This is a genomic window from Clostridium sp. Cult3, assembly GCF_021655115.1.
GTDB lineage: Bacteria > Bacillota > Clostridia > Tissierellales > Tepidimicrobiaceae > PPXY01.
Window position 1 is genome coordinate 16357 of record NZ_PPXY01000034.1, and the last position, 23164, is coordinate 39520.

Annotated in this window: 18 protein-coding genes; 14 read left to right on the forward strand and 4 right to left on the reverse strand. The window is 35.4% G+C overall.

Features of this window, described 5'->3' with window-relative positions; all coding sequences use genetic code 11:
- Positions 1-16 precede the first annotated feature (16 nt).
- The 8 genes from C3E88_RS07215 (at position 17) to guaD (ending at position 9974) form a co-directional block, all read left to right on the forward strand.
- The gene (locus C3E88_RS07215; protein WP_236909497.1) at positions 17-1348 is read left to right on the forward strand and encodes a sugar ABC transporter substrate-binding protein; all 1332 of its coding nucleotides are present in this window, start codon (positions 17-19) and stop codon (positions 1346-1348) included.
- 72 nt (positions 1349-1420) lie between these two features.
- On the forward strand, positions 1421-1879 hold the full coding sequence (locus C3E88_RS07220) for a hypothetical protein (RefSeq protein ID WP_236909498.1): 459 nt from the start codon (positions 1421-1423) through the stop codon (positions 1877-1879).
- A gap of 14 nt (positions 1880-1893) precedes the next feature.
- Entirely contained in the window at positions 1894-3987 is a 2094-nt protein-coding gene (locus C3E88_RS07225; protein ID WP_236909499.1) for a carbohydrate ABC transporter permease, read from the forward strand.
- Complete coding sequence (locus C3E88_RS07230; protein ID WP_236909500.1) at positions 3987-4880, forward strand: sugar ABC transporter permease; 894 nt, start codon at positions 3987-3989, stop codon at positions 4878-4880. Before C3E88_RS07225 ends, C3E88_RS07230 begins: the two co-directional genes overlap by 1 nt.
- A 46-nt stretch (positions 4881-4926) precedes the next feature.
- The gene (locus tag C3E88_RS07235) at positions 4927-6012 is read left to right on the forward strand and encodes an ABC transporter ATP-binding protein (protein ID WP_236909501.1); all 1086 of its coding nucleotides are present in this window, start codon (positions 4927-4929) and stop codon (positions 6010-6012) included.
- A 24-nt stretch (positions 6013-6036) separates the two neighbouring features.
- Positions 6037-7062: a LacI family DNA-binding transcriptional regulator gene (locus C3E88_RS07240; protein WP_236909502.1), complete on the forward strand. Its 1026-nt coding sequence runs from the start codon at positions 6037-6039 to the stop codon at positions 7060-7062.
- A gap of 262 nt (positions 7063-7324) precedes the next feature.
- A complete protein-coding gene (locus C3E88_RS07245) occupies positions 7325-8647 on the forward strand; it encodes an NCS2 family permease (protein WP_236909503.1) in 1323 nt (440 codons plus the stop codon).
- A 43-nt stretch (positions 8648-8690) separates the two neighbouring features.
- Positions 8691-9974, forward strand: a complete 1284-nt coding sequence (gene guaD, locus C3E88_RS07250) for a guanine deaminase (protein ID WP_236909504.1) — start codon at positions 8691-8693, stop codon at positions 9972-9974.
- A 60-nt stretch (positions 9975-10034) separates the two neighbouring features.
- Here guaD and C3E88_RS07255 read toward each other — a convergent pair whose 3' ends face one another.
- Positions 10035-11147 (reverse strand): MBL fold metallo-hydrolase, encoded by a 1113-nt coding sequence (locus tag C3E88_RS07255; RefSeq protein WP_236909505.1) that lies wholly within the window; start codon positions 11145-11147, stop codon positions 10035-10037.
- Positions 11148-11347: 200 nt separating this feature from the next.
- On the opposite strand from C3E88_RS07255, the gene C3E88_RS07260 reads away from it, so the two are divergent.
- The 3 genes from C3E88_RS07260 to C3E88_RS07270 all read left to right on the forward strand — a co-directional run bounded on the left by C3E88_RS07260 (position 11348) and on the right by C3E88_RS07270 (position 14014).
- Positions 11348-12370 carry an alpha-hydroxy-acid oxidizing protein gene (locus tag C3E88_RS07260; RefSeq protein WP_236909506.1) on the forward strand — a complete coding sequence of 341 codons (1023 nt, stop codon included), beginning with the start codon at positions 11348-11350 and terminating at the stop codon, positions 12368-12370.
- Between the two features lie 82 nt (positions 12371-12452).
- Positions 12453-12725, forward strand: a complete 273-nt coding sequence (locus C3E88_RS07265; protein ID WP_236909507.1) for a hypothetical protein — start codon at positions 12453-12455, stop codon at positions 12723-12725.
- 176 nt (positions 12726-12901) lie between these two features.
- On the forward strand, positions 12902-14014 hold the full coding sequence (locus tag C3E88_RS07270; protein ID WP_236909508.1) for an RNA-guided endonuclease InsQ/TnpB family protein: 1113 nt from the start codon (positions 12902-12904) through the stop codon (positions 14012-14014).
- Positions 14015-14328: 314 nt separating this feature from the next.
- Here the strand turns inward: C3E88_RS07270 and C3E88_RS07275 are convergent, their stop codons facing one another.
- A complete protein-coding gene (locus tag C3E88_RS07275) occupies positions 14329-15894 on the reverse strand; it encodes an FAD-dependent oxidoreductase (protein ID WP_236909509.1) in 1566 nt (521 codons plus the stop codon).
- 309 nt (positions 15895-16203) lie between these two features.
- Here C3E88_RS07275 and C3E88_RS07280 point away from each other — a divergent pair, with 309 nt between their 5' ends.
- On the forward strand, positions 16204-18144 hold the full coding sequence (locus C3E88_RS07280) for a bifunctional metallophosphatase/5'-nucleotidase (protein ID WP_236909510.1): 1941 nt from the start codon (positions 16204-16206) through the stop codon (positions 18142-18144).
- 104 nt (positions 18145-18248) lie between these two features.
- Here C3E88_RS07280 and C3E88_RS07285 read toward each other — a convergent pair whose 3' ends face one another.
- The gene (locus C3E88_RS07285; protein WP_236909511.1) at positions 18249-19370 is read right to left on the reverse strand and encodes a threonine synthase; all 1122 of its coding nucleotides are present in this window, start codon (positions 19368-19370) and stop codon (positions 18249-18251) included.
- 21 nt (positions 19371-19391) lie between these two features.
- Positions 19392-20042 carry a helix-turn-helix transcriptional regulator gene (locus C3E88_RS07290; protein WP_236909512.1) on the reverse strand — a complete coding sequence of 217 codons (651 nt, stop codon included), beginning with the start codon at positions 20040-20042 and terminating at the stop codon, positions 19392-19394.
- 318 nt (positions 20043-20360) lie between these two features.
- On the opposite strand from C3E88_RS07290, the gene C3E88_RS07295 reads away from it, so the two are divergent.
- Together C3E88_RS07295 and C3E88_RS07300 are read left to right on the forward strand one after the other, a co-directional pair.
- Positions 20361-21554 (forward strand): M20 family metallopeptidase, encoded by a 1194-nt coding sequence (locus C3E88_RS07295; protein ID WP_236909513.1) that lies wholly within the window; start codon positions 20361-20363, stop codon positions 21552-21554.
- Positions 21555-21578: 24 nt separating this feature from the next.
- Entirely contained in the window at positions 21579-23102 is a 1524-nt protein-coding gene (locus tag C3E88_RS07300) for an AbgT family transporter (protein WP_236909514.1), read from the forward strand.
- Positions 23103-23164 lie beyond the last annotated feature (62 nt).

A 23164-nucleotide genomic window follows, 5' to 3' on the forward strand; every position in this document is an offset into this window, starting at 1 on the left:
ATTAGGAGGGAATGAGATGAAAAGATTTGGTATTTTATTATTAGTGGTAGTATTGTCTTTGTCCATGGTAGCTTGTGGTAACAAGGAACCTGCAAGTACAGGAGAAGATGAGAGTAAAACTGAAGGGGAAGTTGTAGAAATCAAAGAGACTATCACCGTACAAGTAGAAGAAGAATGGTTGCCTCATTACGAAGCAGCAGCAGAAAGGGTTAAAGAGATACATCCAGATGCAACAATTGAGTTCATAGTTACGCCTTCTTTCGACCATTTAGATGTATTGGATGCAACGGATGTTACAAACAAAGATGTAGCAGATGTATTTGCTATTCCAGCTGATAGAATATATGGATTAGCACAAAACGAAGCATTAGCAGCTATGGATGCTAAAGCTATGGCAGAAAATGTAGGAGGTTTCTCCAACTATGATGAAGGCCTTGGTGGAAATTTCAACGTAGAAGGAGATTATTTAGCTTTTCCTATGAATATTGAAACCTTAATCATATTTGCCAACAAAGCTAATGCAGAAGCCCATGATATAGACCTATCGAGTTCTATAGAATTTACTGAATTAGAAGCAGAAGATATGTTGATACCAGTATTTGATGCTTGGTTTGGCGTTGCAGTAACCAACTCAGCTGAAATAGAATTACTTGGGAAAGATGACTCTGGAAATCTATTCTCAGATCTAACTTCTGATTTTGATGAACTACCAAAAGAAAAACAAGAGGTATTTACAGCTTTATTTGACTATTGGAAAGCACACAACGAGGCAAAAACCTCCCTTTGGGATGAGGATGCAGCTTGGGGATATATGGACTCTGCCTTTAGTTCTGGTGGAGATGCTTCCTTAAGACTTGAAGGACCTTGGTCTACAGGCAGTCTATCCAATCTAGCAAATGATGGAGAAGATTTGGAAATATTACCTATAAACAATGTTACCATTAATGGAAGACCACTAGCCCACTGGAAAGGTGGATGGGGCCTAGCAATCAACTCCCGAGTAGAAGAAAATGAAGAAAAGATGTTACTAAGTCAAAAATTCATCGAAGAAGTGGTAAACCCTGAATATGCAGTAGATTTCTTCAAAGCTACAGGTAAGATATTGGAAAATGTCCCACTATCTGCCTATGAAGATTCTGATCTATCGGATACGGATAAGGTTGTAATTGGAGCAGTCATTGAATCCTATGAAAATGCTCCAGCTCGTCCACTATTCTTAGAATGGGGTTCTGTTTGGGATACATGGAAGAATGCAATACTTTCATGGCCAAATACTAAGCCAGCTACTGTAGAAGACGCTTATAAAGAAATAAAAGCATCCTTCGATGCTATGATGCAGAACTTCTAAAGCTATCAATGATTATATAGGGAAGAACCGCTTAGGCTTTCTTCCCTATACATTTATTAAACAGGAGGAAATATGAATTTTAATATAAAATTACCTCAAAAGCAACTTTATATGATATTGATATTATGTTCTATAATCATATTTTTAAACTGTATAGAAGTGATGATAAAAGTAAAGGATATAGGCCTTTATGAAGAGTGGATGGATAGGATACAAAAAACAGAGGACCTTAATGCTGAAGATATAGATTATGCTCAGCTATATTTAACAACCAATCTTAGTCATTTTTTCATCAAGATTATAGCTCCTATGGTCCTAGGCATCTACTCCTATTTTGCATTTAAACGCACTAGAATAAATAAGATATATGTATATATATGGACTATATTATTGTTGGGGAATTTAGTTTTTATCCTAGTTGAACAGAATTTTGGCTCCATATTTTTCTATATCAATACAGCTTGTTATATAATATTAATGATAACCCTATTATCCTTAAACAGACTTATGGAAAATAGAGGAAATTCATAAAAGGTGGGAATGAGTTGATTAGTTATAGTAAGTTTTTATATGATGAAGTTGGAAATCCATATAAAAGGAAAAACCTATACTTACAAGAGATTGCCCAGTTGAATGAGGAAATCAAAGGAGCAGATCCTGAATCTAAAAACAAATTAAAATTGGAATTAAGAGAACTAATAAAGAATAAGGAAACCCATCCATACAATATAGAATTAAAGGAATTCAAAGCTAAGGAAAGGGAATTTTTAAAATCATTAAAGAGCAAGAAGAAGCAGTTTGTAAACACCCTAGATAAATCCTTGCCCTATAAGACAAGAAAATTAAGAATTCAATTGTTCCTAGCCCAGGAGAGATATAAATTCTATAAGGACTATGTAGAGCTTACTTATGATGCTGAATTGGAATATGAAAAGAACAAACTATTGATGGAAGAGTTACCCAATATAATAGAATACATAGTTGATGGAACATCAGCCATAGAAAAAGCACTGGAAGATAGGAAAGAGATAGATCTGGCTGATGAGAAAAAATTTAATCGAAGATTGAAGGCATATAAAAAAGAACAAAAGGAGCTTCTAAGAGGAGAAAAGAGAAGGTTAAAGGCTAAAAGAAAAGAAGGGTTGATTTCAAAGAAGGCCCAAGTAAATGAAACCGAGATCCTTAAGGAAAAATACAAGGAAGCATTGTTACTTAAATCCTATGAATCTCCATTGAAGACCAACAAGGAATTTGTTAAGAATAAAAAACATGAGATTAAGGAAAACACCAAAATGAGCTTAAAAGTGATGAACTCCAATATTGCTGACATACGTAGGACAACTCCTGTTGAAGTGGAAAAGACCAAAGCTAAAATAGCCTATTTTACCCTACTGTTTCCAGGGGTTGGGCAGATGTTCAATGGCCAGCATAAAAAGGGGATTATCTTTTTATTAGCCACTTTATTTATATATCTTGTTGCTATTCCATATGCCCTAGGATTTGGAAATTATCAAGGGGAAGGTATAAGAGGGCTTATCACTTTAGCTGAAGGAGGCAGAAGAGTAGATAAATCCTTAATATTCATGATAGAGGGTATAATAGCCGTATTTCTAGTGATTATATCTCTATTTATTTTATATTTTTCCTTTAAAGATGTATTGAGAGTGGAAAAAAACACCATAAAAGGAATTAGACCTAACAATTGGTTTGAAACGAAATCATACTTAGGAGAAGGGGGTTTCCCATATATTGCAAACCTTCCAGCTCTCATAGTTATTGTATTCATGGTATTGGTACCAGTTACTACCACTATATTGTTATCATTCACTGGAATGGATCCTCAACATCAATCGAAATTTAGCTGGATAGGAATTGAAAACTATAAAATGATATTTCTAGGTAAAGGACTAGCTGGTTCGGTTTTCTGGTTGACTTTAGGTTGGACTATTATATGGACCTTGGCGGCTACTAGTTTAGCTATATTTATAGGATTTGCATTAGCCCTACTGGTGAACAACGATAGGGTTAAAGGGAAAAATATATTTAGAACCATATATCTGTTACCTTGGGCTGTTCCAGCATTTATTACCATAATGTTCTTCAGTATAATGTTGTCTCCAAATGGAGCTATTTCTCAATTGATTAACAATATTTGGGGTATTGAGATGAGTATAAAGACCAATGCTACCCAGACTAGAATTGCATTGATATTATTGCAAGGGTGGCTAGGGAGTTCATATATATTCTTACTATCTACTGGAGTGTTGCAAGCTATACCCGATGATCTATACGAGGCAGCAGAGATGGATGGGGCAACTAGGTGGCAGAAGTTAAAAAACATTACTATACCCATAGTATTATTCCAAACAGCACCCTTGTTGGTAGGTCAATACGTATTTAACTTCAACAACTTCTCCATCATATATCTATTCAATGGAGGAGGGCCTTTTGAACCAAGTGTATATGGGAACTTAGCAGGTTCTTCCGATTTGCTTATTTCATATATATACAAATTGACCATAGAAAAACAATATCAAGGTATAGGTGCAGCCATTACCGTATTCGTTTCTATTGCTGTAATGTTTGTTTCGTTTTTAGGATATAGAAATTCTAAAGCCTTTAAAGAGGAGCGATTATAATGAAATTGTTTAGAAAAAAAGAGGATTTATATCTATCGGATAAGCAACCATTGAGTATTTCAGGTAAAATCCTGTTGGTGGTTACATATATAATACTGATATCTTGGGCAGTAGCTATTTTGTGGCCTCTTTTCCAAATGATTTTATCGGCCTTTAATGGAAAGCAAGAGCAGTATCTGATGCTAAATGACCAGTTTGCTTTTTCATTGAAGCATTTTGAATACTTGTTTAAACACACATTGTTCTTGAAATGGGCGAAGAACACCATATTGATTGCTTTGGCTACAGCTGTTTTGACCTTGATCATCGTCTCGTTTACTGGATATGCCTATTCTAGATATAGGTTCAAAGGTAAAAAAGCATCTCTAATGGCCATGATGCTAATACAAGCTATACCTACTTTTGCTGGGATTACCGCTTATTTTACCATGTATTCTGTTATGTCTTCTATAAATCCAGGTTTTACAAGGCAGATGATGCTCGTGCTTATATATGCAGGAGGAGGAATAGCCAACAACACCTTTATCCTGAAGGGATATATCGATTCCATATCTACGGAATTAGACGATGCTGCTAAAATTGACGGCTGTTCCAATCTGCAAGTTTATAGACTAATTATCATGCCTATAGCAAGACCTATGTTAGCTTTAATAGCATTGTGGTCATTTATTGGACCTTTTATGGATTATTTGCTACCAAAGGTATTGTTAACGAGTCCAGAAACATATACGCTAGCAGCAGGATTGTTCACATTAATAAATGATGTTAGAACCTTAAACCAACCTGCCTTTGCAGCAGGAGGATTGCTTACAGCTATTCCCGTGGTAATATTATTCATAGCACTACAAAAGGAATTGGTTTCAGGTTTAGCTCAGGGTTCAGTGAAAGGTTAAGCATGGATTTACCATATAAAATTACAAAGGGTTTGGAGGTTGTTTTATGGAAGTTACTTTAAAAAATGTGGGTAAAAAGTATGAAGGACGGGAAGAGTTTACTCTAAGGGGTATAGATTTAAGGATAGAAAGCAAAGACTTTTGTGTTATACTAGGACCATCAGGATGTGGCAAGACCACATTGCTTAGGATGATAGCAGGGCTTAACTCTATAACTGAAGGGGATCTGTATTTTAATGACAAACGGGTAAACAAAACTCCCCCTAAGGATAGAGATATTGCCATGGTTTTTCAGTCCTATGCCTTATATCCTCATATGACTGTATACGACAATATGGCTTTTTCTCTTATGATGAGGAAGGAAAACAAAAAGGTCATCCATGAAAGAGTGATGGAAGCGGCTAAATTACTGGAACTTACTGATTATTTGTATTCTAAGCCTTCAGATATTTCAGGTGGTCAGAAACAAAGGGTTGCTCTGGGACGAGCCATAGTGAGGAAACCTCAAGTATTCCTCATGGATGAGCCCTTATCTAACTTAGATGCTAAGCTTAGGGAGCATATGAGGGTAGAGCTGGTAAGGTTACACAAAACCCTAGGTAGTACCACCGTATACGTAACCCATGACCAAACGGAGGCAATGACCATGGCAACAAAGATAGTATTGATGAATGATGGGAAGATTCAGCAGGTAGGAAAACCTGATGAGTTCTATAACGAACCAGCCAATATATTTGTGGCTGAATTTATCGGTTCTCCTACTATGAATATAATCCATGGAAACATGATAGATGGAAAATTTGTATCGGAGGATGGTATTATAAGAGTTAGCCCTTCAAAAGAAGATGAAGAGCATCTGAAACCCTACGAAGGAAAAGAAGTATCCCTAGGGATTAGGCCAGAAAGGTTTGAAAGCGGCGGGCAACTAGGAGATACCTTTGATTGTACTATAGATGTGGTGGAGATGCTAGGAAAGGAAAAGACACTATATACTCGATTGGAAAATGGATATGAATTGATCATATCGGTCCCAGGACATTATGAATATAATGAAGGGGAAAAGCATTCTTTTGGGTATGATATTAGTGCATTACATTTCTTTGATAGTCAAACGGGAAACCGAATAAACTAAAACAAGTAGAAAAGAGGTGAAGCGGTGAAAAATAAAAAACAGGTTACAGCTAATGATGTGGCAGAATTAGCAGGAGTTTCTCCATCCACGGTATCCAGGGTAATATCCAACAATCCTAAGATAAGCGAACCTACTAAGAAGAAAGTACTAGAGTGCATGGAAGAACTGGGATATTATCCCAATGCTAATGCTAGATCATTGGCTATTAAAAAGACGGGAACTGTAGGTATAATAATACCTACTACATCAGAAGATTATTTTTCTAATCCTTTTTTCATCGAAGCCCTTAGGGGAATTATTAAAGGTGCATCTAAATCTGGCTACGACCTTTTATTATCTACAAATACGGAAAAAGGTGAGGAATTAAAAATAACTGAAAAGTTTATAAAGGGTTCTAAAGTTGATGGAGTAATACTCATGACCAGTAAGGTGGATGATGAATGTATAGAATATTTACAGAGTATTGATTTTCCCTTTTCCCTAATAGGCTCTACCAATGGGGAAGATGGAAAGATCAACCAAGTAGATAACGATAACCGCCTTGCTGCATATGAATTGACAAAGCATATCATTGGTATTGGAAGAAAACGAATTGCTATGATAGTTGGAGATATAGAGTTAATAGTAAGTAAAAAGCGTGTAGAAGGCTATAGAAAAGCCTTATCAGAGGCCAATATCGAATTTGATGAAAATCTGTTGTTTAGTGGTAGCTTCGATGAAAAAACAGGATACGATTATGCAAAACAAATATCCAATCTTAAACCTCTACCGGATGGGTTGATAGTAGCAGATGATTTGGTAGCCTTTGGAGCCGTTAAGGCCTTTGAAAATCTAGGGATCGATATACCAGAAGACATAGCGATAGCAAGTTTTAACAACAGTGTACTTGCTAAGCATTCAAATATACCTTTGACATCTGTAGATATCAATGCCATAGAACTAGGACGAGAAGCCATGAATCTATTGGTAGATGCTATTGAAGATGAAGTGCGAGGGAAGAAAATAACAATCCCCTATATTATCTATGAAAGGGAATCTACTAAAGGATAAATATTTTCAAATTTTTATACATTTTCAAAAAAATAATTTGTAGAAAAAAACTATTGATTCCTGTAATCTAGATAATAAGCGGAATTACTTGAATAAAATAAACTAAAATAACATATAAAGATAGTCTATTAAATCGATTCTATTGTACGAATATTTTTTGATTTTTGTAAAAAGTGAACAAAGCGAATTTATTGACTATGGTTAATATGTACTATATACTTTTATAATTGTAGACACTAACTAAAAATTAGGGGGAATTGACATGACTAATGATTCAGCAGGTTATTTAGAAAGAAGGTTTAGGCTTAAGGAAAACGGTACTACTGTAAAAACAGAAATAACAGCTGGTGCTACAACCTTTATTACCATGGCTTATATATTGGCCGTAAACCCACTGATTTTATCAGAAGCAGGGATGGATAAAGGAGCGGTATTTACTGCAACAGCGGTAGCTTCCATTGTAGCAACTTTATTTATGGCATTTTTTGCTAATTATCCTTTCGTACTTAGTGCAGGAATGGGACTTAATGCTTTTTTTACTTATTCAGTTGTTTTAGGAATGGGACATTCTTGGGAGTTTGCATTGACAGCCGTATTTATTGAAGGGATTATATTTATATTGCTATCTTTTATTAATGTTCGTGAAGCAATAGTTAATTCCATACCAGAAAATCTTAAATATGCAGTTTCTGTTGGTATAGGTTTGTTTATAGCTTTTGTTGGCTTCCAAGCTTCCACATTGGTAGTTGCCGATGAAGCTACGCTAGTTACCTTAGGCAGTGTAAAATCACCAGAAGCTATAGTGACCATAGTTGGATTAATAGTATCCATATTATTTTTGGTAAAAGGTGTACAAGGTGCTCTTCTCATAGGGGTATTAGTGGCAACAGTAGTTGCTATTCCTTTAGGTGTTACCCAGCTACCAACATCCATATTTGAATTACCACCTTCAGTAGCACCTACAGCTTTTGCATTTACAAGAGTAGGCATGGATGAGATATTCTCTTTTGATATGTTTATGGTAGTTATTACTTTCTTATTTGTAGATATGTTCGATACCATTGCAATGTTAATAGGTACTGCTACAAAGGCAGACATGCTAGATGAAGATGGAAAACTTCCTAATCTAAAACCAGCTCTAATGGCGGATGCTATTGGTACAACATTAGGAGCTTGTTTAGGAACTAGTACTGTAACTACTTTTGCTGAAAGTGCTTCAGGAGTTGCAGCTGGGGGTAGAACAGGTCTTACATCTTTAACTTCAGCGGTATTGTTTGGATTAGCCTTATTCTTTGCTCCATTATTTACGGCTATACCAGCTGCTGCAACAGCGCCAGCATTAATAATCGTTGGACTTTTCATGATTGGATCTGTAGTGAATATTGATTTTGAAGATTTTACAGAAGGTTTCCCAGCATTCTTAGCTATTATCGTGATGCCTCTTACTTATAGTATTGGGGACGGATTGATGTTTGGTATAATAGCATATGCAGTAACTAAGCTGCTTTCAAGAAGAGCTAATGAAGTTTCACCGGTAGTTTATATATTAGCCATACTATTCACTTTAAGATTGATATTCATGTAAGTAAGTTGATACCCTATTAATAAATACTAGAGGTGATTTATACATGGCTAGTCTAAAGATATTGAAAGGAAATATAGTTCATACGCCAAAATTTGGTGAATTTGAAATAAAGGAAAAGGCCTACTTAGTAGTCAATGGGGCATTTGTAGAAGGAATATATGAACAGCTTCCCGAAAAATATGCTTCAATAGATATCCTTGATTATGGAGATAAGCTAATCATACCTGGTTTTGTAGATTTGCATTTACATGCTTCCCAATTCAACAATAGGGGATTGGGAGTGGACAAGGAACTACTTGATTGGCTAAATGTTTATACTTTTCCTGAAGAGGCTAAATATGAGGATTTGGATTTTGCTAAGAAAGCCTATGAGAAGTTTGTGTATGAATTGTGGAAACAAGGTACTACTAGATCGGTAATATTTGCAACTATCCACAAGGAATCAACTATGCTTCTGATGGATATGATAGATAAGGCAGGCCTTGGAGCTTTTGTAGGTAAATTAAATATGGATAGGAACAGTCCAGATTTCTATATAGAGGATACCAAAAAGTCCTTAGAGGATACGGAAGACTATATAAGATCCACCAGGGACAAATACGATTTAGTTAAACCTATAATTACCCCAAGATTTGTTCCAAGTTGTACTGAAGAAATGATGAAGGGGTTAGGAGAACTAGCTGATAAATATGATGTCCATATACAATCCCATCTATCTGAAAATAGAAGTGAGATAAAATGGGTTGAAGAACTTCACCCAGACTGTAGTTCTTATGCTGCAGTATACGATAAATATGGATTGTTTGGTGGGGACCATCCTACGGTAATGGCCCATTGCGTATGGAATACAGAGGAAGAAATGGAGTTAATGCTTAAGAACAACGTGTTCGTAGCCCATTCCCCTTGTTCCAATGCTAATGTTTCCAGCGGTATTGCCCCTATAAGGAAGTTCATCGATAAAGGAATTCCTGTAGGATTAGCTAGCGATATTTCCGGTGGACATAAGCTGGCTATACCTGATGCAATGGTATTGGCAGCCCAGTTGGCTAATCTAAGATGGGTTCATATAGATGATAGGGACGAACATTTGTCGACAGCTGAATTATTCTATCTAGCTACAAAAGGTGGAGGAGAATTCTTTGGCAAGGTTGGATCCTTTGAAGAAGGATACGAATTCGATGCTTTAATAATAGATGATACAAATCTATTTGATGTAAATGATCGTACTTTAGAGGAACGAATTCAAAAGTATATCTATCTTGGAGATGATAGAAATATTGTTGACAGATATGTAGCGGGAAATAGATTAGAAGAACCAAAGTTTTAGATGCAATAATATAGTGGCCTTTAGGTGTACACCTAAAGGCCACTAATATTATAATAATCTTTATTTAAATTCTAATACCGTTCCTGTTGAGTTTACAAAGCTTATATCAGGAGCCATTTTTTCAAACATTTCTACAGCTCTGGTTCCAGTACAATGGGATAGTCCTACTTTTTCAATTCCTAGTTCTTTAAAGTGCTTGATAGTTTCTTCAGTTCTAGCATCATCTGCTTCTATTAGATGGGTTCCACCTATAACTGCATATATATTCTTTCCTGTTTTTTCGTGAATTGTGTCAACTATGTTCATGATTCCAGTATGCGAACATCCGGTTAGTATAACAATTCCTTTGTTTGTGTCTATAGCAATGGCTACTTCTTCTACGAATTCATCAAGTTTGTATTCGTCATCAATTTTAACTTGCATAGCAGGGTTTAACTTTTCTTTTTCTGTTTTTCCAAAGTTGGTAAATATACTTACTTGGTCTGAAATTTTCAATTCATCTACGTCAATATATTCTACTTTTACATTATTTTCGTTTAAATATTTTTCGTCGAAGTCTATTCCGATAAAGGTATAACCAGGTTTCCCATCTGTAAAGTCTAGCTTTGGACCAGGTTTTGCTTGGTGGTGGTACTTGTCATTATATTTAAAGAATTTGTCGTTTACATAAAGGGTAAAGTCTTCTGGCTTAACTTTTTCAACAAAATCTTTTACTCCACCACAGTGGTCGTAATGAGCATGGCTTAGGATCATACAATCGGTTTCTTTCATATTTATGCCCAGTTTTTTTGCATTTTCTAGATAGTTTGCACTTTTACCTGTATCAAATAAAATATTTCCCTCTTCGGTTTCAATATACATTGCAATACCGTGTTCAGGCGTTAAACTTTCATTTGAATTATTTGAGTTTTCGATTAAGGTAGTTACTTTTACTGGTGATTTTTTCTCCGTATCTACAAATACAGTTTTGTCTTTGTAGTCAACTTTTCCACCGAAAAGCTCTATAAAATAACGAATAGGTGCGTATGTTGTGCCATCTTTAATAAATGCATTTACATCTGCCTCTTCCCCGTCTACAAGGATTTTAACATCGTTGGCAGCAAATGTTGGCACAATCTGCATGAGACATAAAACTAAAACTAAGATCATACTAAAGATAGATTTTTTTGACATAAACAATTCCTCCCACAAGATTGATATTTTTATAACAACAAGATTATACCATAAAGGTCTTGGCTTAACCTTTGATATATCAATATTTGATAGAATCCAAATAGCTATAGATAAAATCTATAGCTATTTTGGACAAGTTAAACCTAATTTAGTAAAATATATATTAATATGTGAATTAAAATTTGAAGGGTGGGAATGCCATGGATATAAAGGAAGTTAGAAAAGTTGCAAGGGAAAGGATGAAGGGCTACTGTAGAGTATGTCCAGTATGCAACGGGGTAGCCTGTGCAGGAGAGGTTCCTGGTATGGGAGGATCTTTGACAGGAGCTGCTTTTAAGAGCAATGTAGAAGATCTAGGGAAGGTAAAGTTGAGATTAAAAACTATTCATGATGCTAAGGATCCTAATATGAAATTTGAATTTTTCGGTGAAGAGCTAGATTTCCCTGTATTGGTTGCACCTATAACGGGAAGTGCCTTCAATATGGGAGGGGCCTTGACGGAAAGGGAATATATAGACAGCGTAGTAAGGGGCAGCCTATCATCAGGAACTATTGCCATGATTGGGGATTCAGCAGACTTGACCATGTATGAAGATGGCCTAGAGGCTTTAAAAGCAGCTGGAGGTAAAGGAGTACCTATTATCAAGCCAAGGGAAAATCCCCATGTTATAGAAAATGTAAAAAAAGCAGAAGAGATCAATTCGGTAGCGGTGGGAATGGATATAGATGGAGCAGGATTAGTCACCATGGCGCTAAAGGGGCAACCTGTGGGACCAAAGACTGTAAAGGAACTAGAGGAAGTAGTCTCTTCTAGTAAATTGCCTTTTATCCTAAAGGGGATAATGACTGTTGAAGAAGCTCAATTAGCTGTAGAAGTAGGAGCTAAGGCCATAGTAGTTTCAAACCACGGCGGCAGAGTACTAGATCATGCAGAATCCACAGCCAAGGCATTGTCTGAAATAAGTAAAGCAGTAAAGGGTAAAATTATGATCCTTGTAGATGGAGGAATACGTTCTGGAGTAGATGTGTTCAAGATGTTGGCCTTAGGAGCCGATGGAGTACTAATAGGTAGACCCATAATCATAGGCGCCTTTGGCGGTTATGAAGAAGGAGTATCACTAATCCTTGACAATATGAAGAAGGAATTGCATCAAGCTATGATATTGACTGGTTGCAAGGATTTGGAGGCTATTGATGAGAGGAGGATTATTATCCCAGACTAAAATTTATGACATAAAAATCTTCAAATGAGAAAAGATAATATGGACTAGGATTTCTACTAATAAATATTGAAGGGATGGTAATATGAATCTTGATAATATCATAGAGAAGAGAAAAGTTAACGATGGTATTCACAGTTTAGTGCTGGAGATTTCTGCTGATGAATATAGAAAAGATTATGATGAATATGAAGCAGATTACGCCTTAAATATTTTGGAAAGGCATTTAGAAAATAGAAACGATGATGGGAGACCGTCAGATGTTAAGATTGATTACGATAGCAAAAATGATATAGTAAAGATATTTGCAAATATTCATTACCTGGGCAATGAACATACAAACTATAGATTTGAATAATATTGGAGACCTACTATTTATCTGACGTATAACAAGAGTTATGAAGTTAATAAAAAAGCTCATTTTTAGTGAGGAAAAACTAGAAATGAGTTTTTTTGTTTTGCAAAGGGGTTGAACATATGTTACAATATACATGAACACTAGTTCTAAACCTAATTAATACTAAGGTGATTAATTTGAAAATAACCTATGTTTTAGAGTTGCTAAAACCAACAAAGAGAAAACAAAATATACTTTTTAATAATATTTCAGAAGTGGTTGAAAACCGTCGCGATATTGCTACTAGGCTTAAAGATGGTGAAACCAAACTAACTTCTGCTCACTTCAAAGGGAGTAATTTACCATCTATTGTAATCAATCAAAATATTAGAGAAGTTAAAGCTTTATACAACAATTTTAAAAAATCTAATCCCCAAAAAGAAAATATAGAATTTAAACCAAATCAACCTATATGCTATAACAATCAAAACTATAAAATAGATGGACATATAATTTCAATACCTCTTTTTTATAATGGTAAATGTCAAAGGTTTGCACTTCCAATCAAACAAACGGATAGGCTTGAAAAATTAATTAAGCATATGGAAAATGGGTGTAAGCTTGGCAAAGCAAGTCTATTTTATAAAAATAACCTTTGGTATTTTGCTGTAACTATAGATTTAGAGGACAAAAAAAGGAAATATACTAATGTGATGGGAATCGACATAGGGCTCAGACAATTAGCTGTTGCTAGTATTATGAATTTAGAAGGCGAAGAAATTAATCGTCAATTTTATAATGGAAATGAGGCCGGGTTCAAACGCAAAAAATATCGTTCACTAAGAAGAAAATTAGGCATGGCTAAAAAACTAAAAAAAATTAAAAGTATTAACAATAAAGAGCAAAGATGGATTAGAGATTTAAACCATAAAATAAGCCGACAACTTGTTAATCTTGCTGTGCAAGAAAATGTGGGCATAATAGTTATGGAAAATCTAAAAAATATCCGTGAAACTGCTAGGAGTTTCAATAGAGCTGATAGAAACATAAATAGCTGGGCATTTTATGACCTTCAACAATTTATTGAATACAAAGCTAATTTGGCTGGAATAGAGGTGATATACATAAACCCGAAATACACTTCCCAAAGATGTTCAAAGTGTGGTAAGGTAGAAAAAAGTAATCGCATAGGCAATCTATATTCCTGTGCGTGTGGTAATCATATTCACGCTGATTTAAATGGGAGTAGAAACATAGCTAAAAATTATATAGAAAATATCTGCTTAGACGGTAACGGTCTAAGTGCCTAGGTTGGTATATCCATATCTTAGGAGGGTTGACGACACAGCCTAAAGTCTACACCATACTCACTAACCAGAAATGGAAAGGTGTTTAAGTAGTAGATAACCTCGTAAGTTCCTTGTAGGAATCCCAAAGAAAACTATGAACGATTGGGTAGGATGTCGGCTATAAGGAATTGAAACAATTTATAGAATTTATAATTTACTCTAAAAAAATAGCCACTAACTTATGACAAAAGCATAAGTTAGTGGTATACAAGTTCTAAAATAAGTTAACAAGTTAGTGCCGGGGGCGGATATTTACCGGGGGCGGATATTTATATTTAATAATCATCCTTAAGTAACTTTTCTATGGTATTTACGCTATTATCCTTCCTTAGTGGTTTTACTGCAGGACCTTGGATTATCTCGCCTTTGTAGGTAAATCTTGAACCATGACAAGGACAATCCCAGGATTTTTCCGCAGAATTCCAATTTAGCTCACAACCCATATGGGGACAGGTGGTATTTACTAAATGGAAGTTGCCTTCTTCATCTCTATAGGCTCCAACTCTTTCCCCTTCTATTTTCACTACCTTGCTTTCTCCAGGTTGAATATCTATATCTTCAGGTATTGGAGTAAGCTTTCCATCTAACAGATGCTCTGCAACGCTTAAATTTTGTACGATGAAGTTTTTGGCTGATGCAATTATATTTTTCCGTGAAGGATTATACACATCCTGCCATTCGCTTTCCCCTTCTACTATCAAATCCCTAAGAATCATAGCAGATACCATGCTATTTGTCATACCCCACTGTTGAAATCCTGTGGCAACGTATAGATTAGGGGTGTTGGATGTAAAGTTTCCAACATAAGGAATCCCATCTAAAGTTAAATAATCTTGAGTAGACCATCTATAGGGAATGCTCTCTACAGTGAATAAATTTTCGGCGAAATCCACCAAGGCTTGGTAATTCTCCTCTGTATCATCCTTCTGCCCAGTAATGTGATTGGCCCCTACTACTAATATGAGTTCCCCGTCTTCAGTATTTTGATGGCGAAGGGATCGGGTAGGGCTTTCGGCATTAATATACATTCCACCGGGGTATTTTTCTTTTGCCTTGATTCCGATGATATAAGATCTTATGGGGAAAATTCTTGCAAAGTAGATTCCCGGCTTATTATAGAAGGGATAATGAGATGCCATGATAACCTTCTTAGCCTTTATTCTTTTTCCCTGTTCAGTAGTAACTATATAATTGTCATCTTTTTCAATATTAATTCCTCGACTGTTCTCAAATATTTGAACACCATTCTTGTGTATAACTTCTGCTAAGCCTAGTACATATTTTCGTGGATGAAATTGGGCCTGATCATCAAAGCGAACTGCTGCCTTAATGGGAATGTGAAAAGGTATTTTATCTACGTAGGAGGCCTTGATCCCTAGATTATACGCTGCTTTAGCTTCATCCTTAATCTTTTGGATATATTTGTCTTCTTGAGTATATACGAAGGCTGATTGGGAGATATAATCACAGTCAATTTGATTGTCCTCGGAAATCTTCTTTATCTCCTTTATTGCATATTCATTAGCTTCAGCATATTGCTTGGCTAAATCCTTTCCCATGGCCCTTTGGATTTTATCATATATCAGCTCATGCTGAGATGTAATCTTAGCTGTGGTATGGGCTGTGGTACTTTGACAAATACGGTCTGCTTCAATAATTGCTATTTTAAAACCTTCCTTTTGCAATAGATAAGCACAGGATATACCCACCAATCCACCACCTACTATAAGAATATCTACATCTATATCTTCTTCTAATGTTGGATATTCTGTAGTAGGAGTAGATGCCAGCCAATAGGATTTAGGCAAATCCCTGAAGTTATTCTGATCATTAACACCCATATTATCCCCTCCAAATAGATACGTAAAGTTTCTTTCAAATCTATTTTTTGCTTTAGCAAGATAAAATATACAGATACTTTTTACTTTTATTTTATAGTAGATATAAAAGATTTGCCTTATTTAGCAAAACCAATAAATATAGAAGAATTTTTTCTGTCATCCTGTTATTTAACCAAAGAATATCCCAATAAGTTCACAAGTTAGTGCCGGGGGCTGATAGTGTTGAGCGCCGAGGAAGGATATTGGTATGTTTTTTTTGGTGCAATTGAAATAGTATAATGCTATAATTATATGTAAAAGGAGGTATATATGAGAAAGGTTTCTAAAGTATTACTCATTTGCTTAAGCATATTAATACTATTTACATCAATTCCCCAGAAAATTTATTCAGAAAGAAAATCCCAATCCATAACCATACTTTTTACCCACGATATGCACGACCATTTCTATCCTTCCAAGGTAGAAGGAAATGGGGAAATTAAAACAGTAGGTGGATATGCTAGGCTGTATACAGCAATTAATGAAGAAAGGGAAAAGGATCCCAATCTGCTACTAGTAGATGGAGGAGATTTTTCCATGGGAACTCTGTTTCAAACTATCTATGCTAGCCATTCTCCCCAATTGAGAATTCTGGGACAGATGGGATATGATGTGGTAACTTTAGGGAATCATGAATTCGATTTTAGGGCAGAAGGATTAGCAAATAGTCTAAAAAATGCCAAAGATAGTGGAGAAGATTTACCCCAGATTGTAGCCTCTAATATTTCCTTTCCAGTAGACGATGAAGGAAAACTAACCCCCACCTTATCCAAGTTAAAGGATTCTATGGAGCACTATGGAGTAAAAGATTATACCATAATCCAGCGTAATGGAATCAAAATAGGTATCTTTGGGCTAATGGGAAAAGAGGCAGATTCCAATGCACCTATGGCTGAGGTGGTGTTTGATGATCCTATTGAAACAGCTAAAAATACGGTAGATATACTAAAAAACGAGGAAAATGTAGATCTGATAATTTGCTTGTCCCATTCGGGAACTCACAGAGATAGCTCTAAATCAGAAGATGAAATACTAGCTAAAAAGGTTCCAGACATCGATGTAATCATAAGTGGCCATAGCCATACTACCCTTGATGAACCTATAATAGTGGGGAATACAGTTATCGGTTCTTCTGGGAAAAATGGAGAAAAACTTGGAGTATTAAATATAAAACAAGAGGGGGATCATTGGAAAGTAGAGGATTATAGATTGGAACCTATAGGAGATCATCTAATTGGGGATCCATCCATTGACGAAACTATAGAATCCTACAAGGAAATAGTCCAAGAAGAATATCTAGATAATTTCAATATGGCCTTTGATGAAGTGGTGGCCTATACTCCCTTTAGCTTTACCCCTTATAGTGTATTAGGAAATATACACGATGAGGATACACTAGGCAATCTAATCAGCGATTCCTATATATATGCAGTAAAAGAAGCTGAGGGAGAAGATTATGAACCTATAGCTGCATCTGTAGCTCCTGTAGGGACTATAAGAGGTTCCTTTCCTAAGGGAGATATTACAGTATCCGATGTATTTACAGTTAGCTCATTAGGCATAGGACCAGACAAGGTTTCCGGCTATCCTCTAATATCCGTATACCTAACGGGTAAGGAGTTAAAGACCGTAGCGGAAGTAGATGCTTCCATTACCCCTATCATGAAAGTAGCTCAACTATATTCATCAGGACTTAACTATACATTTAATCCTAACAGGCTCATTTTTAATAAGGTTACTGATGTGTATATACAAGATGAAGAAGGCAATAGGGAGGAAATAGTAGATGACAAACTATATAGGGTAGTAGCAGGTTTGTATTCAGCTCAAATGCTTTCAATAGTTGGTGATGAGTCCTTTGGAATACTATCCATAGTGCCAAAGACAAAAGAAGGCATTCCTATTACAGACTATGAAGCACAAATAATATATGATGAAGGCCACGAGATAAAGGAATGGCTGGCCATAGCTGAATACCTAAAATCCTTTGATAAGGAGAGCCAAATACCCCAAGTACCAGAATACTATAGTCAAAAGCAAGGAAGAAAAATCGTAGATGATAATCCTAATCTATTTGTTAGAATTAAAAATCCAAATAAAATAGCACTAATCCTATATGGGATTGGACTAGTTATAATAATCCTAATACTACTGTTGATTAGATTTATAGTAAGGAAAAATAAGAGAAGAAGAGAAGCAAGTCGAGGATAGTTATAGTCCTCGACTTGTTTATATTTAACATGTATCTAAAGAATCCCTAAATAAGTTAACAAGTTAGTGCCGGGGGCGGATATTTACCGGGGACGAATATTTGCTTAATCAGCTTTAAGTCCTGATCCACATAATGGAATTAACACTTTTTTATTTAATAGACTCTTATCTTGTTCTACATATTTAGCATAGCTAGCAAAGGTGGCAGCTGTTGTTGGTTCTACAAAGAATCCTTTATTGGAAAGGGATTTCATAGTATTCAATATTTCATCTTCAGGGCTAACTATTATCTTACCTTTTGTAGCTCTTATTGCTGCAAGTATTTGCTTTCCCCTTTTAGGTTCGGCAATTGCTATTCCTTCAGCTAGGGTAGGCGTAGTTTGTATTTCTTCTACATAGTCTTTCTTTTCAACAAAAGCCTTATATATAGGGGCACAGTTTTGTGATTGGACGGCAATTATTTGTGGCATCTTAGATATAAGCCCAGCATTAAATAGATCTTTAAGTCCATAGTAGGTGCCCAATACTAGAGTACCATTACCTACAGGAATTACTAGAACATCGGGCATTTCACCCTTTAATTGTTCATAGACCTCATAGATATAGGTCTTGGTTCCTTGATAGAAAAATGGATTATATACATGGCTAGCATAAAAAGCTTCCCCTTTATTAGCTGCTACTAAAGCAGCTTTTGCTGTATCTTCTCTACTTCCTTCAATTACATGTATATTAGCACCATAAGAAGCTATTTGTCCAATCTTTTTATGAGATGTATTTTCAGGTACATAGATGTCGCATTGGATATCTGCCCTACTTGCATATGCAGCTATAGAAGTACCAGCATTACCACTACTATCCTGAATAACTTTTTTTACTCCTAATTCTTTTGCTTTAGCAATCAATACAACGGCACCCCTATCCTTAAAAGAAAGAGTAGGCATTAAATAATCCAATTTAACCAATAGATTGGAATTATCAGCATCTAATGGAACAATGGGAGTAAGCCCTTCACCCATAGAAATACCTTTCCAAAGAGTAAAATCCTCCCTAAAAGGTAGAGCCTTGATATATCTAAATAGGCTGTATTCATCTTTAATTATGTCTTTCTCTGAAAGGGAAATACCAAAGTTATCTAGATCTAGCATTCCACCACAAGGGCATCTAAATATCAATGTTTTGGGATCATGTTTTTTACCACATTTAGTACAAATATAATTAAAAGGCATCAAATCATCTCCATACTTTTCTTATATATTGTTTTTCCTTACTTCATCTAGATAGCTATATATCGTTACCTTTGAAACATGCAACTTCTCAGCAACCTTATCAATAGAATTTTTCATTAAAAATATGCCTTTCTCATCCATGAACTTAATCAATTGAATTTTATCCATTCTTTTCATCTCTGCTATATTATTATCTCCAATAATCTTGTCAATCAGATCATCTACAATATCTTCTACATTTTTAAAGGGCTCTATCTCTTGTTCTACTTCTTCAACCTCAACAAAGGTGAACTCTTCTAGCCAACTTTCAAAATCATCCATAAGAGTTATATCAAAATTCACACATAAAGCCCCAACAACCTTATCCTCATTATCTCTAATTAAGGCTGTGGAGGATTTGATTCTTTTACCACTAGGATCCTCATGTAAATAATTTGATAGATAATCATCCTTAAAATTTTTAGAAAGCAAAACATTTTTTATCAGATGATCAAAAGTTTGACCAACTTTACGACCAGTTACATGATTGTTAACAGTATATACCACAGATTCTTGAGGTATAGCTAGATCATGAATAACTACCTCGCAATTTTTTCCGAAGGTACTAGCGATTAAATTAGCAATAGGAATAAACTTTTCTAATTCTTTATTTATTTTTGTCAGGATACTCACCTCCCAATTAATAAATTTTATGTATATTACCAAGGAACAAAAAAGGTAAAATATAAAATTTTATATATAATTACATAAAACTTTATGTAAATTGGCACAAAATGTATCAATATAACTATTATATATAAATTATTATACAAAATCCAATAAAATATTATACATTTTCTGAATTTTGTGTTACAATTACATTATACACAATATAGGAAAGATACTGACAATTATTTAAACCTAATTATTTTCAAATATTAAAAATTAAATATATGGGAGGGGATAATAAACGACCAAATTCTATAATAATAAAATTTTAGGAGGATATTTATGGCAGAACTAAAACAAAGATTAATGGAAAAGGTTATTGACGAAATCGATAGTAGAAAAGCTGAGTTAGTAGGACTATCAAGTTATATTTGGCACAACCCTGAATTAGGTTACGAGGAGCATAAGGCATGTAAAGTATTAGCAGATTCTTTAGAAGAAGAGGGCTTTCAAGTTACAAGGAAAGCAGCAGGATTAGATACTGCATTTACAGCAGTAAAAAAAGCAACAAAAGAAGGACCTTGTATTGCCTTGATGGCTGAATATGATGCTCTACCTGAAATTGGCCATGCTTGTGGTCACAACTTATTTTCAGTATCAGCAGTAGGAGCTGCTTTAGGACTATCCAAAGTAATCGAAGAAACTGGAGGCACTATCATGGTAGTTGGAACTCCTGCAGAAGAAGGAACGGTTCCAAATGCAGGCGGTAAGATAATAATGCTAGAAGAAGGCATATTTGACGACGTAGATATAGCTATGATTTGCCACGCAGAAGGAAGAACCATAATAGAAAGACAACTAGTAGCATCCGCTGTCGTTAAAGCGGTATTTACAGGAAAAGCAGCCCACGCAGGAGGCTCTCCCCATGAAGGAATCAATGCACTAAGTGCAGGGATTCTAGCCATAAACAATATAAACGCATTACGTCAACATTTCCTTCCGAGGGTAGTTGTAAATACCATAATTACAGAAGGTGGAGTTACTCAAAATACTATCCCGGATAGATGTGTCCTAGAGATGAGTGTAAGAGCAGACAAAAGAGAGGTTTTAGCAGAAGTGATGGAGGTCATCAACAACTGTGTGAAAGCAGGAGCGATAGCTACGGGATGCAGCTATGAGATCAATTCACCAAAGAAAACCTATGAAAATCTTATATCTAATCACAATTTAGCATTAGCATTTAAAGAGTCATTGGATATTTTGGATGTTCCTTCAATTCCAACGGAAGCCACTAATTATGGCTGGGATGCAGGAAATATTAGCCATGTATGCCCAACTATTGCACCATATATAAAGATAGGTAGTGAAGATCTTGTAGGACATACTGCTGAATTCAGAGAAGCAAGCAATTCCAAAGAAGGGCATGATGGAATGCTTATAGGAGCAAAGGCTATGGCTATGACGAGTATCAGTTACTTAGTCGATGAGGATCTAAGAAAAAGGGTAGAAGAAGAATTTAAGAATAAAAACTCGTAGAACTTATTAAAGGGGGAGAATGATATGAGTAACAAAAAAGAGAAGGGTGGAGTACTGAAAGGAATAGAAAGAATAGGAAACAAATTGCCTCACCCTATTTATATTTTCTTAATATTAAGTGTTGCAGTAATTATCATATCAGCATTAACTGCCGGTACCGAAATAGTACATCCTGGTACAGGAGAAACTGAAACAATAAACAGTTTAGCCTCAGCAGAAGGATTTAGATGGATATTAGATAATTTAGTAAAAAACTTTACTAAGTTTCCACCCCTTGGCATGGTCTTGGTAATGATGATAGGCTTAGGACTTGCAGAGGAAACAGGACTTTTGAGAGCAGTTTTAAGGAAAGTAATCGTGGGAGCACCCAAGACTTTGGTAACTTTTATAGTAGTATTTGCAGGAGTTATAGGTAATATTGCTGGAAGTGCTACATTTGTAGTTATTCCACCATTAGGTGGTTTAATATTCAAAGCATTAAATCGTCATCCGTTAGCTGGTATTGCTGCAGGGTTTGCAGGAGTAGCAGCAGGACTAAATGCCAATATACTAATCACACCGACGGATATATTATCAGCTGGAATTACAGAAAAAGCTGCACAGATAATATCAGCAGACTTTTTAGTTCATCCTGCGGTAAACTGGTATTTTATGATAGTTTCAACAATTATTTTATCGGTAGTAGGAGTTATTGTAACGGAAAAAATCGTAGAACCTAGACTAGGAAAATATGAATCGAAAGATACAGATGAAATTACCTCAGAAGACGAAGAACTAATGGAGATAACACCCCTTGAGCAAAAGGGATTGAGAAATGCCGGGATAATAACTTTAATATATTTTGCTATTATAGCTTTTATGGTGGTACCTAAGAATGGCATACTTAGAAACCCTGAAACAGGATCATTAGTGCCATCACCATTTCTTTCTTCAGTAATACCATTGCTTTTATTCTGGTTTATTTTAGCAGCATTGGCCTATGGAATAACATCTAAAGGTATTAAAAACTCTAATGATATAGTAAAATATATGACAAAATCCATGGAAGGTTTTGCTGGGTTTATAGTACTATGTTTCTTTGCAGCCCAATTTGTAGAGTTCTTTTCCTATACAAATTTAGGATTATTATTAGCAGTAAATGGAGCTGACTTATTGGAATCTAGTGGTTTCACAGGAATACCGCTAATAATAGTATTTATATTGATAGTATCCTTTATCAACTTTTTCATTGGCAGTGCATCGGCAAAATGGGCATTATTGGCGCCAATATTCGTACCAATGTTTATGCAAATAGGATTGTCACCATTTTTCACCCAAGCTGCATACCGTATAGCAGATTCAGTGACAAATTCTATATCCCCTTTGGAACCTTTTATGCCATTTATAATAACTTGTGGTCAACGTTATGATAAAAAGACAGGCCTTGGCACAATAATATCCATGATGCTTCCTTATGCCATAGCATTTTTAGCATCTTGGACTATACTATTAATTATATGGTATGTGTTTAATATACCACTTGGACCAGGCGCTACAATAGGAATGTAATATAAAATGTAGATAACGTATACCCACGAATTCTATTCGTGGGTATATAATTTAGAAAGAAT